Raw genomic sequence first — 14668 nt, 5'->3', positions numbered from 1 at the left:
TCGCGCTCGAGCTCCTTGATGCGGCGGCGGTCCTGCTTGGTCTGCTGCGCACTGGCGGGCTGCTCGTGCGGCTGCGCCAGGGCCTGGGTGGCGCTGCCTCGCCACTGCGCAAGCTGCTGCGCGTACACCCCGTTCTTGCGGCACCAGGCGCTGCGCGCCGTCTCGTCCATGGCTGCCGTCGTGATGACCGCCTCCAGCCGGGCCGCAGCCGTCCAGATGCGCTCGCGCGCCGGCTTGGCCAATGCCTCGGAGCGCCAGCGCTCCAGCGTGTCGGCGTTCACGCCGATCTCCCCTGCCACGGCTTCCACCGCGGCGCTTTCGGGCGGCAGCAGCCTGGCCACCGCGCGATCCTTGAATGCTTGTCCGTATCGAGCCAATTCGTCCTCTTCAACGCCCCCGTGCTTCAAAAATCGGTGGGAAGGCGAGGCTGTGGATTTGTGGACGATGCGCTTCGCGCACCGGCCAGCTTGCCGTGGACAACGCTGGTGCGTTGCCCACCGCGCAGGCCTTCGCCCACAAGCTCCACAGCCACCTACCACCAAGGTAAGAGTCTTGAAGTCAGAGACTCAAGAATCTATCGGGGCGACAACTATTCTGACGCGGGGGGCGGTGCCGACGACTTCCCACACGCGATGCAACTCATAGCGGCGCTGTGCTGGGTTGACGAATGTCGGACCGATTGCATCGGAGACCTTCACGTTGAAGTTCTGAGCCTGGAAGTTGTTGTACGGCACGTACATTTCCTTCTTGCCGACAATCTTCCAGTCAAAGCGATCGGGGTTACCGTAGAAAATGAACTGCGAATCCGATGGGTATTGGTTCTCGAAACCGATCAGCGGAGAGTCGTACGCGTAGCTCGGCAGACGGCGCACGCGACGCTGTCCGGTGAAGTAGTAGTAAGCATCGGTATCTTTTGAGAAGTAGTACCGCTGCACCAGACCCTGACCTGCCAAGGCGGCAGGATCCTTGTAGCTGTAATACATCGCGTTTTCGATCCCACCGTGATCGGATGGAGAACTGGCTCCCTTCTTACCCCAGGGGAAATAGATGAGCTGAGTCCAAGAGATCTCGATGCGGTTGGAGCCACCTGGCGATGCCGATACGACAGACACGCCAGCGGGCCAGTCTTGGCCGACACCTTGATAGCGAGCAAGCCAGTTCCACATGGCCTCGATGCCCGACTTCGGTTGCGGGAACGGGATGGAGGGGAGCACTGCCTTATCAAGTGACCAGCCGTCCGAGCCGATTGCCGCCTTGCCAGCATTTGCCTTCGTGTTTTCGAGCACGAAATCTGGGAAACCGCAATCGCGATGCGACGGATACACGGGCATCGTGTAGCCCTTGTTTGTTTTGATCAGCTGAACTTGGCCTGGCGAGAGCTTGCTTGCGTACTTGTCGACGTTGGAGGCATCGATGACAAAAATCGGCTTCTCGTCCTTATGCGACCAATAATCACCGCGATACTTTCCAACCGACCAGCCCGAAGTAGGCGAACTCTTGCCGTTGAACGCCGGAATGGTGCCATCTTTGTTGCCAGCTTTCTCTGCTCCCGCGGGCGTGAGCTCTTCTGCGAAAGAAGCGTGCGCTGAAAGCAATGCTGTAACCGCCAGCACAATTACCCGAATGCTTGATTTCACTTTCCTCTCCATCTTGGTTAAACGTCAACCTGATAGCCGACGAGATCTTCCATTGGCATAACTAAGTTATCCGACTGCTTCCCGGCGATGACTTTGAGTGAAACCGGAAAGCTTGCTTGAGCATCTGCCATAGGGCAGAGAACCGGCGGCTGATCAGCTTTGCTGCGGCTTACTTGAGCGTATTACCGCAGGGATTCGAGACAGCGCGGACGCTTAAAAGCAGGAACAATGCCAACTTCTCAAGAAGGATTTTTCTCAATATAAATCATGCACTTAGCATATCCAACCAAGGGAAATCCCGGGAGTACGAGGTGATGCAGTTCTGCGTGGACGACTGATGCAAGTGATGCGCGTTTACTACTGCCGCCATGCTCCACTGCGATTCAACTCGTTCCGCGTTGAATTGCCGGAAAACCCCTTGCTTAAGCCTGCAAGCTCCGTATCATTAAAAGCCCTGCGCCAGCAGGCATAAGCGAGACATGTCCTGCTCATAGCAGCGACGTCTAAAGCGTTACAGGCGACCACAGATGGACCTCAAGCAGCTTCGATACTTCATAACCGTCGCCGAGCAATTGCACTTTGGGAACGCTGCCGAACTGCTTGACATTGCCCCTTCTGCACTAAGCATGCAGATCCAAGCCCTTGAACGAGAGCTGGGTGTCAAGCTGCTAACCCGTACGAAGCGTTCAGTCAGTCTCAATACGGCGGGCGTTCTGTTTCTCAAAGAAGCTCAGCAAACGCTTGCTACCGCCGAGAATGCAAAGCGTGTGGCGATGATGGCTGGCCGGGGCCAAGTAGGTGCGCTAGAAGTTGGCTACGTGATCTCTGCCGCCTGCGCCGGCGTCGTTCAGCAGTTGCTGGCAAAGCACGGAGAAAAATTTCCGCAGGTGCACACAAATCTGCACTCTCTTGAGAGTCCGACGCAGATTCAACTGCTTCAGCAACGCGTGCTCGATGCATGCATCGTGCGAACCGCTGCCGGGCACCGCGATGAAGTGGAGCAGATAAGAATGCTCCGCGAAAAGCTTGTGGTTGCTCTACCCAAGACCCACCGCCTGGCGGCCGCTGCCGCCGTGCACGCGAAGGACCTGGCCAATGAAGTGTTCACCGCTCCGCAGTTTCACAAGGACATTGGATTTGCCCGCCACGTGATCGCAATCGGAAAGGGGGCAGGATTCACGCCGAACATCGAATTTCAGACGAAAGACTTTCTTACCGCCCTTGTCCATGTCGCATCAGGTCACGGCATCGCGGTGATTCCCAAAAGCATCAGTAGCATCCAGCTTCCGGGGCTGGTCTTCCGGGAACTTTTAGACGTGGAGGACGACTCGGAACTGTTTCTGGTGATGAGGCGCAACGACTCATCACCGTTTGTGTCCAGCTTGCGCGATATCGCGCTTGAACTAGGTGGACAACGTATCGACTGAGTGTGGCTCTCGCCTTATGGGCAAGAGCCACGGGCGCCAGTGATGTTTGGCGCTTAACAACCGTCAGTGGCCCCGCTCATCTATCGCTCGAGCGATATGCTGACCAATCTCGATAGACGCAGTTGCTGCAGGTGACGGCGCATTGCAGACGTGAATAGCCCGATCGCTTGGGATGAGATGAAAGTCGTCGACAAGCGTGCCGTCTGCTTTCAATGCCTGGGCACGAACGCCTGCGGGTGCCGGCACAAGATCACTCTCTTCAATCTCGGGAATGAGCTCCTGCAAACTCCTCACGAACGCAGCCTTGCTGATCGAACGGTGCATTTCCTCCAGACCTTCCCGCCAGTACTTTGACGAGAGCTTCCAGAAACCGGGATAAGTTAGAACTTCGCTCAAGTCGCGAAGACTGAAATCGCGTTTGCGATAGCCCTCACGTTTGAAGGCAAGCACCGCGTTAGGTCCCGCTTCGACGTGCCCTCCGATCATGCGTGTGTAGTGCACACCCAAGAAGGGGAAGTTTGGATTGGGCACCGGATATATCAGGTGCTTTACGAGATGCCTGCGCTCAGGACGAAGCTCGTAGTACTCACCTCTAAAGGGGACGATCTTGAGATCGTCGGCGACTTCGTCCATGCGGGCCACACGGTCCGAATGTAGACCCGCGCAGTTCACGACAAACTTCGTTTCAATGACACCGCTACGCGTCTCGACTTCGACGTGCGAGGACATTTTGCGGATCGCCGAGACTTTCTCGCCCAGGCAAATCTCCCCGCCCCCCATTGAGATGATGCGACCGAACGCCTGACATACCTGCTTGTAGTTCACGATGCCAGCGGCAGGAACCCGAATAGCTTGCAGGCCTGACACGTGCGGTTCAATTTCCACAAGCCTCTCTGGACCGATCCTCTCGATGGTTAGGCCGTTTTCCAGTCCCCGCTGGTACAGATTCTCAAGAAGAGGCAGTTCCGCCTGCTTCGTGGCGACAATAACTTTGCCGCAGATCTCATGTTCAATTCCATGCTCCTCGCAGAAGCGGACCATCGATTCGCTACCGGCGCGGGCGAACTTGGCTTTAAAACTCCCAGGTTTGTAGTAGATGCCCGAGTGAATTACACCGCTATTGTGTCCCGTCTGGTGCTCTGCGAGGGAATTCTCTTTCTCGATGACGATAATCTTCTTTCCGGGATAGCGCTGTGTCAGCGCCATTCCCGTAGAGAGCCCGACGATGCCTCCGCCGACGATCGCAAAATCATATGGCTGCTTCATAGACCTCGGTCGCCTCACAGTTGCGAGAACTCTCCGCGAATACGCATGAGTTCGCGGTGCAGTTCAGGGTTCTTCTCGAAGGGCGCGCGACCGTGCAACCAGAACAAATTGTTCAACATGACGAGGTCGCCGACGGGCAGCGGAATCGCCGCAGTTCCCTTCGACGCTTCCATCGAATTCGAGAGGCTTTGCAGGTAGTTTGCGTGCTCAATGGATTCAGGGCACGCGAACTGGTCAATGAAGCAGATCCCAGGCTTGCCGTCGACTTTGAAGAACGTGCGTCGCTGAACTTCCTGCGCAACATTCTTGCTCGGCGGAGACTTGTACGTGAATTTATAGCTGGCAAGTGGATGCTGACTGAACTCGTCCAGTTGCTCCCAGTCGTCCAGGTGCAGCAGGCGTGATTCGCCGCCAACGGCATTGAGCTCGCTGAACTTCATCATCAGCAGCCAGTCGGTCGGTTCGTCGACAAACGTACCGTCGGTATGCAGCGTGAACAGGCGATATGCCTGTCGGAGGTAAGAGTCGCTGTTGTCGGTATCCTTCACGAGAAAGCGCGCGTAGTACGTGCCCGACATCGAGTCGTGATTCGCAGGTCCGACAAGATGCCCCATCGCGGTACCAAACTTAACGTAGTCATCCGCGTCACTAGTCATGCCCTGCACGCCAACGGTCAGAGCACCGCTTTCGCGATCTCGAAGGATGGCGCGAACCGTCTGCGTGAACGTCGGGCCAAGCAAAGCTGCGAGTTTCCCGGCGAGTACGAAGCGCATGTACGGCACGTACTCAAGGTTTTGGCTGTTAATCGTGCGCGTCTGCTCAAAAAACTGCTCAAGCACTTGTTGATCAATATCGATATGACGGATTCGCGCGTGATGCGGATTGTCCCCCACGGTGAAGCGCTGCATCTGGTTAAAAAGGCTCGAATCCTTGATCTCTGAAATATTGGTCATATTCATCTCCTCAATCTCCTTCGCGTATCTGTTTCGGATGAAAACCATTCTAGTGACGACATAGATCGCTCTCAATTCGATTCAGGTACGATTCAATTCAGAAAAACTGATTTGTTGCGAGGATGGCCTCAAACCTTGCGAACAGAGGAGCGCAGGGGCACGCTGAGCTGCCTGTTTCCGGACGATGAGACTTGTTGACGAATACGGGTGATGGCTGGAACAGTGAGCACGCCCGCGTTGAGTTCCTTGATGCCGACGACGTTCAGAAGCGGCTGTGACTCATCTCCCATATGCGGCAGGATCATGTGCGCCGCGTCGAAGTCCTGGTCTGCGCTCCAGAAGGTCGGGAGCGCGACTGTCCAGATGCCGGCGGCAGCCGCGGCTCGAACGCCCAAGGTTGTCGCTGCTAAAGCCACCGCCGTATTTGTGGGCAGCTCAAGCGCACGCAAAAGCCGTTGGAACATGTCGCTTGTGACCTCGCTGAAGCGCGTGCCATCGCCAGCAACAACGGCGCAGATCTTGGCTGGCCAGTTGCTGCCCAAAAGCGACTCAAGCGCGAGCGACACCGAGCTCGGAGCCTGACTCGTGATAACAGCAATGCGATACCCCTCTTGCTCGGCTTGCCTCAGAACGCGAGACACACCTGGCCTGAAAGCGAGACCGCGCTCCTTGAGCAGTTGGTTGAATGCGTTGATGCGCTCAACCTCGATGCTATTCAACAGATCCTCTGACCAGAGTGCCTCAACTTGCTCCTGGTAGCACGATGGCAGTTGGGATCGGCTACTGACCGCAAGCAGTCGTTGGTACACCTCGGGCGTCCATCGCAGATCCAGCCCCAAGCGAGCAAAGGCAGTGTTGAAGGCCAGGAGATGGAGCGCATCCGTATCCGCCAGAGCTCCATCCAGAGTGAAAATCAAGACTTCTATCGACACGTGTCACCTCGAATGAATAGTGGCCAAGACGCACGCACGGGTGCTTTGCTCACAGGCTGATGAGCGGTCGATTTGCTTTCCGATTCAGAACCCACGACCGCGAACAATGGACAAATTACAATCACGTTTCGTGCCAACCCGGGCCATCCACGCTGATAAAGGCTTGGCGGCTATTTCCACAGCGACCAAACGATTATTTGATGCGATTTTTCCTTGGCCGCGTAGCGCGACATGGCGGAAATGAATCACCGCAAAGAAAAAAATGGCATCGACGAATCGATGCCACAACGTCCCTAGGAGCCCGGACGAAACTGTTTAGCGTATTCAGCCGTTATATGCCGTCTTAACTGTGGTAAAGAATTCCGCAGCGTAGCTACCCTGTTCACGGCTGCCATAACTCGACGCCTTGCGCCCTCCAAACGGCACGTGGTAATCCACGCCCGCCGTTGGTACGTTAACCATGACCATGCCGGCTTGCGCCTCCCGCTTGAACCGCGTTGCGAGCTTGAGCGAGGTGGTGCAGATGCCTGCCGACAGGCCGAACTCACTGTCATTGGCCTTCTGCAACGCATCGTCGAAGTCACGCGCCGCAATCAGACTCACGACCGGTCCGAAGATTTCCTCGCGCGCGATGCGCATGGAACTATCAACATCGGTGAAAAGCGTGGGCGTCAAGAAGAAACCATCTGTGTCCCGCTTGATGCGTTCACCACCGAATGCCAGGGTTGCACCTTCGTCCAAACCAATACGGATGTATTGCATGTCGGTTTCGAGTTGGCCTGCATCGACGACCGGGCCGATATCGGTTTCGGGCGACAAGGCGTGGCCAACACGCAAGCGCGAAAGGCGGTCCACAAGAGCGTCGCGGAAACGCGCGTAGATGCCTTCTGTAACAATGATGCGACTGGAAGCCGTGCAACGTTGCCCCGTCGAGTAATAGGAACCCTGAACCGCACAGGTCAGCGCCGTTTCAAGGTCGGCATCATCGGTGATAATGAGCGGGTTCTTGCCACCCATCTCCAACTGCAGCTTTGCAAACCGCGCACCTGCCGTTGCCATTACGCGAGAACCTGTCCCGGTTGAGCCGGTAAAGCTGATCGCGTGAACCTTCGGGTTTTCAAGCATCGCCTTTCCGACAACGCTGCCTCGACCGATGACGAGATTGAACACACCCGGTTGGAAACCCGCGCGGCTGATGATTTCGCTGAGTGCCCAAGCCGATGAAGGAACCAGCTCAGCGGGCTTGAAGACCACACAGTTTCCGTAGGCCAACGCCGGCGCGATCTTCCACGCCGGGATTGCGATCGGGAAGTTCCACGGAGCAATGATTCCCACGACGCCGACCGGCTCGCGCGTAATGTCAACACTCAGGCCGGCGCGAACAGACTCCACGTGCTCCCCGCGCTGACGAAGGACTTCACCCGCAAAGAACTTGAAAATCTGTCCGGCGCGGGTGACCTCTCCAACCCCTTCAGCACGCGTCTTTCCCTCTTCGCGAGAGAGCAGCTCGCCCAGCTCTTCCTTGCGCGCAAGCAGTTCGCTTCCCACGCGGTCCAACGCTTCCGAGCGAGCCTGCACTCCCAGCGTTTGCCTCGTTACGAATGCCTGGTATGCGCTGTCTATTGCCTCGTTTGCCAGCGCTTCGTCAGCTTGGGAGAACTCATCAACGACATCCGACGTATCGGACGGGTTGATATTGCGATAGACCTCGGAGCCCTGACGCCACTGCCCACCAATAAAGCTCGATTTCATTCCTGTACCCCGATAACTTGTTGATTCAGTAGAAGGTCAATCTTCTCGTCGGACATGCCGAGCACACCGCTTAGCACTTCCCTCGTGTGCTGTCCGAGCAGGGGTGGTGGGGCGTTGTACTCGGGAGGCGCCTCGCTCATGCGAATGGGATTGGCAACTGTCCTGACCACACCTCCCAAAGGATGCGGTTGCTCGATAACCGTGTTGCGCGCGATCACATGCGGGTCGCTGAAAGCTTGACCAATGTTGTTGACCGGGCTGCATGGGACACCGTTCGCCTCAAGAGCGCCGAGCAGTTCCGATGTGCGCCACCGCCGGATGTCTTCCTGAAGCATTGGAATCAGCGTGGCTCTTGTATTGACGCGCCCACGATTGCTCGAAAATCGTTCATCGTCAGCCAGTTCCTCTCGCAGAAGCACTCTGCACAGACTGCTGAACTGTGTGTCATTTCCCACTGCGACAACCAGCCTGCCGTCCGATGTCTCGAAATCTTGATATGGGACGATGTTGGGGTGAGCGTTGCCCAAGCGCACCGGGGAAACGCCCGTCGTTAGGAAGTTGGAAGCCTGATTTGCGAGAGCTGCGAGCTGAACATCCAGTAGGGAAATGTCGATGTATTGACCAACCCCGCTTGTCGCTCTGCGATGCAATGCCGCAAGAATAGCGGTACTGGCGTAGATACCGGTCATGACATCGGTAAGTGCAACGCCAACCTTCTGTGGTCCGGCGCCGGGTTGACCATCGGGGACGCCCGTAATGCTCATGAGCCCGCCGATGGCCTGTATTGCAAAGTCATAACCAGGTCGATCAGCGTAGGGGCCTGTCTGTCCGAACCCGGTAATCGAGCAGTAAATCAAGCGCGGGTTGTGCTCGCGAAGGCTTTCGTAATCCAAGCCATATTGCGCAAGGCCCCCAGCCTTGAAGTTTTCCACCAGCACGTCGGACTGGCACGCAAGACTCTTGACGATTTCCTGGCCGGCAGGCGTAGCGATATCCACAGCGAGCGAGCGCTTGTTGCGGTTGGCCGTGAGGAAATATGCCGACTCGGACGTCGGCCTCCCCTCCTGGTTCGTCAGGTAAGGCGGTCCCCAGGCACGCGTGTCATCCCCCAACCCACGTCGCTCAACCTTGATGACATCAGCGCCGAGGTCCGCGAGGATTTGAGTTGCCCACGGCCCGGCGAGGACCCTCGACAGATCGAGGACGCGAACGTCAGATAATGCAGAAGCCATCGGATTACTCGGTTATCAGTGCAGAGCGAAAGGGGCGCGAGCTTACGCAGCGCCCTCTTCCAGATGACGATAGGCAGTTGATACGAATCGTTCGGCCGCTCAGGTTCCGGTACGCAATTCAGCGCCGTTGGCTCCAGCAGAAAGCTTCAGCAAAATGTTCTCGATAATGTCGAGGCCTTCATCGATGAGGGCATTCGAGACAGTAAGCGGCAGCATGACGCGAAGTACGTTGCCGTAGGAACCGCATGTGAGCAGCAAGAGCCCCTGCTTCTGCGCCTCGGCTTTCAGCGTATTCGCGATGTCCGGTGCGGGCTGGCCATTTCTCATAAACTCGACGCCGGTCATCGCGCCAAGCCCTCGCACATCGGCAATTTCGGGCACATGCTCGCGCAACGCGTTGAAACGACCACGCAGACGCTCGCCAATCGCTTCGCTTCGGGCGCACAGCGACTCTTCTTGCATCACGTCGAGTACGGCCAACGATGCAACGCACGCCATGGGGTGCCCAGCGTACGTACTGCCAAGCCCACCCGGCGGAATCGAATCGAGGACATCAGCACGGCCGACCACCGCGGAAATCGTCATGCCCCCGCCGAGGCCCTTGGCCATCGTTGTGAGGTCGGGGACTACGCCCGAATGCTCCATGGCAAACATGCGGCCGGTACGGCCCACGCCGGTCTGGATTTCGTCGGCAATCAGCACAATGCCGTGTTTGTCGCAAATTTCGCGCAGTTGTTTCAGGAACGCGGTCGGAGCGGGAATATAGCCACCCTCCCCTTGAACGGGCTCCACAATGATTGCCGCCACACGCTGCGGGTCAACCGTGTATTTGAAGAGGCGCTCGACCCCGTGAATGGCGTCATCTACCGAAATCCCGTGCAACTCAGAGGGGAACGGTGCCTGGTACACCTCCGCGGACATCGGACCGAACCCAGCCTTGTACGGAGCGACCTTGCCCGTCAAAGCCATCGCCATGAACGTACGTCCATGAAAGGCGCCGTCAAACGAAATAACAGCCGAGCGCTTGGTGTAATGGCGAGCCACCTTGACGGCATTCTCGACAGCTTCAGCGCCCGTGGTCATGAAAAACGCCTTCTTCGCAAAGTTGCCCGGCGCAAGGGCCGAAAGGCGTTCAGCGAGTTCCACATACGATTCATACGCAACGACCTGGAAGCAGGTATGCGAGAACTTCTCGGCTTGCTTGGCAACAGCCTCCGAGATTTTTGGATGGCGGTGTCCCGTATTAAGAACGGCGATGCCAGCGCAAAAATCGATGTAGCGATTGCCCTCTACGTCCCAAATTTCTCCGTTCTCGGCGCGCTGCGCGAAAACCGGGTGAGCATTCCCAATGCCTTGCGGCACCGCGTTTGCACGTCGTGCCATCAAGGCCTTGTTCGTTTGCTCTGCATTCGACATCTTTTCACTCCTGGTGGATACGATGTGGCCATCTGACCACGACAATTCAAAGACTCAATACGTGCCGCGACGCCCCGCTACTTGGACAGAACGATTTCACCCTTGCCACTTCCAAAACCCGTCCAGTGGGTGTCCGACTGGCTCGTGAAAGCCTCTTTCGAAACCAGCCGACCAGATGCCGTCTTCCATTTACCGGTTCCGCCGTCCAACTTAAAAGTGATGCCGTCATAGACTGTGTCGATGGCGCTGAACAACTTGTCGCCATCCTTGTCTTTCATCTCGCATCGGCCGCTGCCCTTTGCAGTCACCTCTTTACCGACGGTGGTATCGGTTTCTATGCCGACACAGGTTGTATCGAAGAAGACGTCGCCCTTCGAGGCCAAACTGAGCCGATAACTTCCGCGCAACTGAAACACTGCGGTCGACCGATTCCCACTCTCAGCCATGCTTGGCGAGAAATCCGCTGTCCAGCCGCTTGACAGCACAACGGGCTCCGCAGACGCGGCTGCGGACACAAACAGGACGCCCAGTCCGAGCAACATCGCTTTTGTCTTCATGGCACTGTTTTGAAAGGTAATAAAACCGTCGAACTCGCTCGACGCCTGAAATTCAACCAAAGGGTTTTAGATGCCAGTCCTGGAGGCAAAGCACAGTACAAACGCCTCGGCCAGAAATCTGCAAACTCGGGTAGAGATCTTCTTCATTTCACTCTCCTTCTGGCAGAACCCCAACGAGGCTCTGCCGAACAATCTTGCGGAGCGGAGTGAGCCCAAAGTTTGCGAGCCCCTCCGCAGGGCACGCGTCAGATATCAGCTGTTACGGGTCGCAGATACTTCCGGGAATGTGCTTGCCTCATGCGTCGTAACTCGCTGGCGCTTTTGCAGCAAATGAGCGTCGCCAGCGGGGGCATCACCGCGTTCATACGGGCGACGGAGAACCATGTAGAAGAGCCCAACGCCGACAACGACCGCCGCGGAAACCAACATGGCGTAGTTCGAGTACCAAGGAGCATTAGGCGTACGCGGCCACACCATATTGACGATTGCTGCGACACCGTAGGCAAATGCGGCGAGATTCACCGGCCACGCCCAGAGGCCCAGGCGGAACTTGCCCGAAGGTACCCAGCCACGTGCGCGTGCAATCAGGGCACCAAGGACAATCATCTGGAAGCCAAGATAAATGCCGACCGAGCCAAAAATGATGATGGTCTGAACAGCGTTTTCGAGAAAGAGACCGAGAATCGCGACACCGGCAGGGAAGAAACCCGCGACCAACAGTGCACCGACGGGAACTTGTGTGTTGGGCGAGAGCTTCGACAGCTGCGCACTACCGAAGATCATCTTGTCGCGTGCGTATGCAAACAGGAGGCGGCTAGCTGCTGCCTGAAGGCTCAGCAAGCACGAGAAGAACGAAACGAGCACGACTGCGATAACCACTCGGAAGCCCACCTCTCCGACCGCAGTACGCAGCACAGTTGCTACCGGATCGGTGTCCTTGCCTGCAAGCACGTCTGCCAGATTGGGAACAGCGAGGATGAGCGCAAGGAGAACGAACATCGCTGAGCCGCCGCCGATGTAGATCGTCATTCGCATTGCCTTCGGAATGGCCTTGCCAGGATTCGGCGTCTCTTCAGCAACGTCACCACAGGCTTCGAAGCCGTAGTAAGCAAACATCGCCGCAACGCTCGATGCGACGAAAGCCTTCAGGTAGCTGCCATCGACGTTCACGCCGTGCGTCTGAAACAGGGCGGAAAAATCCAAATGACGCGCGAAGATGAGTAGGTATCCGCCAACCACAACAGCACCAATCAATTCGCAGATGAAACCGAACATCGCCACGCGTGCAAGCAGGCGGGTACCGCTCACGTTCAGCAACGTCGTGAAGACAATCATCGCAACCGCAATCCAGACCTCAATCGAGTGCGAGACCTCCAGCCCAAGTAGCTGAGCGACATACGGTGCTCCGCCTGTGGCCACTGCCGCGATGGTCGTACATAACGCCCAGATATAAATCCAGCCTGCCATCCAGGCCCAGCGCTTGCCAACCAGTCGGCGCGCCCATGGATACAGACCGCCCGAGATTGGGAACTGCGACACCACCTCGCCGAAAACGAGGCACACCAGCAACTGCCCAAGTCCGACGAGCAGATAGGTCCAGAACACCGGCGGGCCGCCCGCAGTAAGCGCGAACTGGAACACCGTGTAGACACCGACGACAGGGGAAAGGTAGGTGAAGCCAAGGGAGAAATTTTCCCAAAGGCTCATCGACCGATCAAAGTTGGACGAATAGCCCAGGGCTTCAAGTTGCGCCGAATCGTCAGCGGCATCATGGTGGTTGGATAGGGGCATGGTCTCTCCCACGAATTCAATGGGGGTTTTTAAGGGACAGTCTTGCGCTGCCGTAATGCAAGCTTGATCTGAGATAGGACACTGGCCAGGCACGGCGCCGTCACCGAGAAGCACGGCGGCGTGCCCGTGGGCTTATTCCAGGTTCAGCCACACGGACTTGCTTTGCGTGTGGGCCAGGATGGTTTCGAAGCACTTGTCGCGGCCTTGGCCCGATTGTTTGAAGCCGCCCCAAGGCTGGGTCATATCGCCATGGTCGTAACAGTTAATCCAGACGATGCCCGACTCAACGTTGCGAGCGACGCGGTGAGCACGCGTGACGTTCGAAGTCCAGATGCCGGCAGCCAGGCCGTAGATCGACGAGTTGGCGATGTCGACCGCTTCTTCTTCGGAGTCGAAGGGCATGATTGCAGCGACCGGCCCGAAGATTTCTTCGTTTGCGATGCGCATGCTGCGGTTCACGTCTGTGAAAAGTGTCGGGGCAACAAAATTGCCGGCGCCCAGTTCCGTCGGAATCTGGCCGGTAAGCGCCAGCACACCGCCTTCGCCATGGCCGATGTCGATATACGACATGACGCGCTTGAACTGCTCCTTGGTCACCAGCGGGCCCATCGTCGTGTTCGGATCGAGCGGGTCGCCAGGCTTGAACATTGTCGGAGCAAGTTCCACGAATTTCGCGACAAACTGGTCGTAGATGCCACGTTGAACGAGGATACGAGAGCCCGCGCTACAGACTTCGCCTTGGTTTCCGTAGATGCCCGTGATCGCATAACGGACAGCCGTTTCAAGATCTGCGACGTCATCGAAAACGATTTGCGGGCTCTTGCCACCACACTCGGTCGTCACGCGCTTCATGTTCGACTGACCGGCGTAGATCATCATCAGCTTGCCGACTTCCGTGGAGCCGGTGAAAGAGATCTTGTCCACGTCCTTGTGGAGAGCCAATGCCTTGCCTGCGTCTTCGCCGAAACCATTGACGACGTTGAACACCCCGGCGGGACCACCCGCTTCGACGAAAAGGCGAGCAAGCAAGAGTGCGCTCGTCGGTGATTGTTCTGCAGGCTTGAGCACCACCGAGTTGCCGGCAGCAAGGGCCGGCGCCACCTTCCACGCTGCCATCATGAGCGGGTAGTTCCAGGGCGTCACGGCACCAACGACGCCGATGGGCTCACGGGAGATGAAGTGAAACGCGCTGGAAGCGGTGTTCGTCACGACGCCTTCGATCTTATCGATGGCTTCAGCGAAGTACTGGAAGGTATGCGCCGAGAACGGTACGTCGCCGTTGAGCAAGTCGCTGATGGGCTTGCCCATATCGAGACTGTCCAGAAGGGCGAACTCTTCAGTATGGTCCGAGATCAGTTGAGCCATGCGGAAGAGCACGTCCATGCGATCGCGGGGCGCCATTCTCGACCACACGCCTTCCTTAAACGTACGGCGTGCCGCTGCAACAGCCAGGTCAATGTCCTTTTCGTTACCGCGAACCATCGTATGCTGGTTCAAGCCTGTGGCAGGATTCACCGTCGTGAAGCGACCACCGTCGACTGCGTCGACGAACTTGCCGTCGATGAAAAGTTCGGTCTGAACCTTCAGGTTCTTCGCCCGGGCATGCCAATCGACCGCTTTGACTTCTTCGCTCATTTTCCTGTTGCTCCTCAAACATGTTTTAGCTGGTGCTCCGAACGAACCGCCAGTCGGGGCCAATCAATGC

At 57.2% G+C, this 14668-nt stretch carries 12 protein-coding genes; 1 reads left to right on the top strand and 11 read right to left on the bottom strand.

Going from position 1 to position 14668, the window contains the following annotated elements:
• Positions 1 to 377: transposase (locus DOD19_RS18785; RefSeq protein WP_162634354.1), on the bottom strand; the 377-nt coding region annotated here is incomplete at its 3' end.
• A 189-nt stretch (positions 378 to 566) separates the two neighbouring features.
• Positions 567 to 1637: a DUF1329 domain-containing protein gene (locus DOD19_RS18780; protein ID WP_239498041.1), complete on the bottom strand. Its 1071-nt coding sequence runs from the start codon at positions 1635 to 1637 to the stop codon at positions 567 to 569.
• 527 nt (positions 1638 to 2164) lie between these two features.
• Between DOD19_RS18780 and DOD19_RS18775 the strand changes: the two genes are divergently transcribed.
• Positions 2165 to 3064, top strand: coding sequence for a LysR substrate-binding domain-containing protein (locus DOD19_RS18775; protein ID WP_112187209.1), 900 nt, complete (start codon positions 2165 to 2167; stop codon positions 3062 to 3064).
• 63 nt (positions 3065 to 3127) lie between these two features.
• Here the strand turns inward: DOD19_RS18775 and lhgO are convergent, their stop codons facing one another.
• From lhgO to DOD19_RS18730, 9 genes are all read right to left on the bottom strand, one after another.
• Positions 3128 to 4330: an L-2-hydroxyglutarate oxidase gene (lhgO, locus tag DOD19_RS18770; protein ID WP_112187207.1), complete on the bottom strand. Its 1203-nt coding sequence runs from the start codon at positions 4328 to 4330 to the stop codon at positions 3128 to 3130.
• Positions 4331 to 4344: 14 nt separating this feature from the next.
• The gene (glaH, locus tag DOD19_RS18765) at positions 4345 to 5283 is read right to left on the bottom strand and encodes a glutarate dioxygenase GlaH (protein ID WP_112187205.1); all 939 of its coding nucleotides are present in this window, start codon (positions 5281 to 5283) and stop codon (positions 4345 to 4347) included.
• A gap of 128 nt (positions 5284 to 5411) precedes the next feature.
• Positions 5412 to 6215: an HAD hydrolase-like protein gene (locus DOD19_RS18760; protein WP_112187203.1), complete on the bottom strand. Its 804-nt coding sequence runs from the start codon at positions 6213 to 6215 to the stop codon at positions 5412 to 5414.
• A 324-nt stretch (positions 6216 to 6539) separates the two neighbouring features.
• Positions 6540 to 7967 carry an aldehyde dehydrogenase family protein gene (locus tag DOD19_RS18755; protein ID WP_112187201.1) on the bottom strand — a complete coding sequence of 476 codons (1428 nt, stop codon included), beginning with the start codon at positions 7965 to 7967 and terminating at the stop codon, positions 6540 to 6542.
• Positions 7964 to 9199 (bottom strand): CaiB/BaiF CoA-transferase family protein, encoded by a 1236-nt coding sequence (locus tag DOD19_RS18750; RefSeq protein ID WP_112187199.1) that lies wholly within the window; start codon positions 9197 to 9199, stop codon positions 7964 to 7966. The genes DOD19_RS18755 and DOD19_RS18750 overlap by 4 nt, the downstream gene beginning before the upstream one ends.
• Before the next feature lie 99 nt (positions 9200 to 9298).
• Positions 9299 to 10615, bottom strand: coding sequence for a 4-aminobutyrate--2-oxoglutarate transaminase (gabT, locus tag DOD19_RS18745; RefSeq protein ID WP_204360083.1), 1317 nt, complete (start codon positions 10613 to 10615; stop codon positions 9299 to 9301).
• A 77-nt stretch (positions 10616 to 10692) separates the two neighbouring features.
• The gene (locus DOD19_RS18740; RefSeq protein WP_112187197.1) at positions 10693 to 11232 is read right to left on the bottom strand and encodes a hypothetical protein; all 540 of its coding nucleotides are present in this window, start codon (positions 11230 to 11232) and stop codon (positions 10693 to 10695) included.
• A gap of 192 nt (positions 11233 to 11424) precedes the next feature.
• Complete coding sequence (locus tag DOD19_RS18735) at positions 11425 to 12963, bottom strand: APC family permease (RefSeq protein ID WP_112187195.1); 1539 nt, start codon at positions 12961 to 12963, stop codon at positions 11425 to 11427.
• A 132-nt stretch (positions 12964 to 13095) separates the two neighbouring features.
• Complete coding sequence (locus DOD19_RS18730; RefSeq protein ID WP_112187193.1) at positions 13096 to 14598, bottom strand: aldehyde dehydrogenase; 1503 nt, start codon at positions 14596 to 14598, stop codon at positions 13096 to 13098.
• Positions 14599 to 14668: the final 70 nt, after the last annotated feature.

The organism is Ralstonia sp. GX3-BWBA, from assembly GCF_003290055.1.
GTDB classification, from domain to species: domain Bacteria; phylum Pseudomonadota; class Gammaproteobacteria; order Burkholderiales; family Burkholderiaceae; genus Ralstonia; species Ralstonia holmesii.
Note: the sequence above shows the minus strand (reverse complement) of the source record. Positions and strands in the feature narration are given on the sequence as shown.

What these genes read in the sequence shown, in the direction of transcription:
- DOD19_RS18755 (WP_112187201.1), bottom strand. Translation starts at nt 7,967, where the DNA reads ATGAAATCGAGCTTTATTGGTGGGCAGTGGCGTCAGGGCTCCGAGGTC.
- lhgO (WP_112187207.1), bottom strand. Translation starts at nt 4,330, where the DNA reads ATGAAGCAGCCATATGATTTTGCGATCGTCGGCGGAGGCATCGTCGGG.
- DOD19_RS18730 (WP_112187193.1), bottom strand. Translation starts at nt 14,598, where the DNA reads ATGAGCGAAGAAGTCAAAGCGGTCGATTGGCATGCCCGGGCGAAGAAC.
- gabT (WP_204360083.1), bottom strand. Translation starts at nt 10,615, where the DNA reads ATGTCGAATGCAGAGCAAACGAACAAGGCCTTGATGGCACGACGTGCA.
- DOD19_RS18735 (WP_112187195.1), bottom strand. Translation starts at nt 12,963, where the DNA reads ATGCCCCTATCCAACCACCATGATGCCGCTGACGATTCGGCGCAACTT.
- DOD19_RS18775 (WP_112187209.1), top strand. Translation starts at nt 2,165, where the DNA reads ATGGACCTCAAGCAGCTTCGATACTTCATAACCGTCGCCGAGCAATTG.
- DOD19_RS18750 (WP_112187199.1), bottom strand. Translation starts at nt 9,199, where the DNA reads ATGGCTTCTGCATTATCTGACGTTCGCGTCCTCGATCTGTCGAGGGTC.
- glaH (WP_112187205.1), bottom strand. Translation starts at nt 5,283, where the DNA reads ATGACCAATATTTCAGAGATCAAGGATTCGAGCCTTTTTAACCAGATG.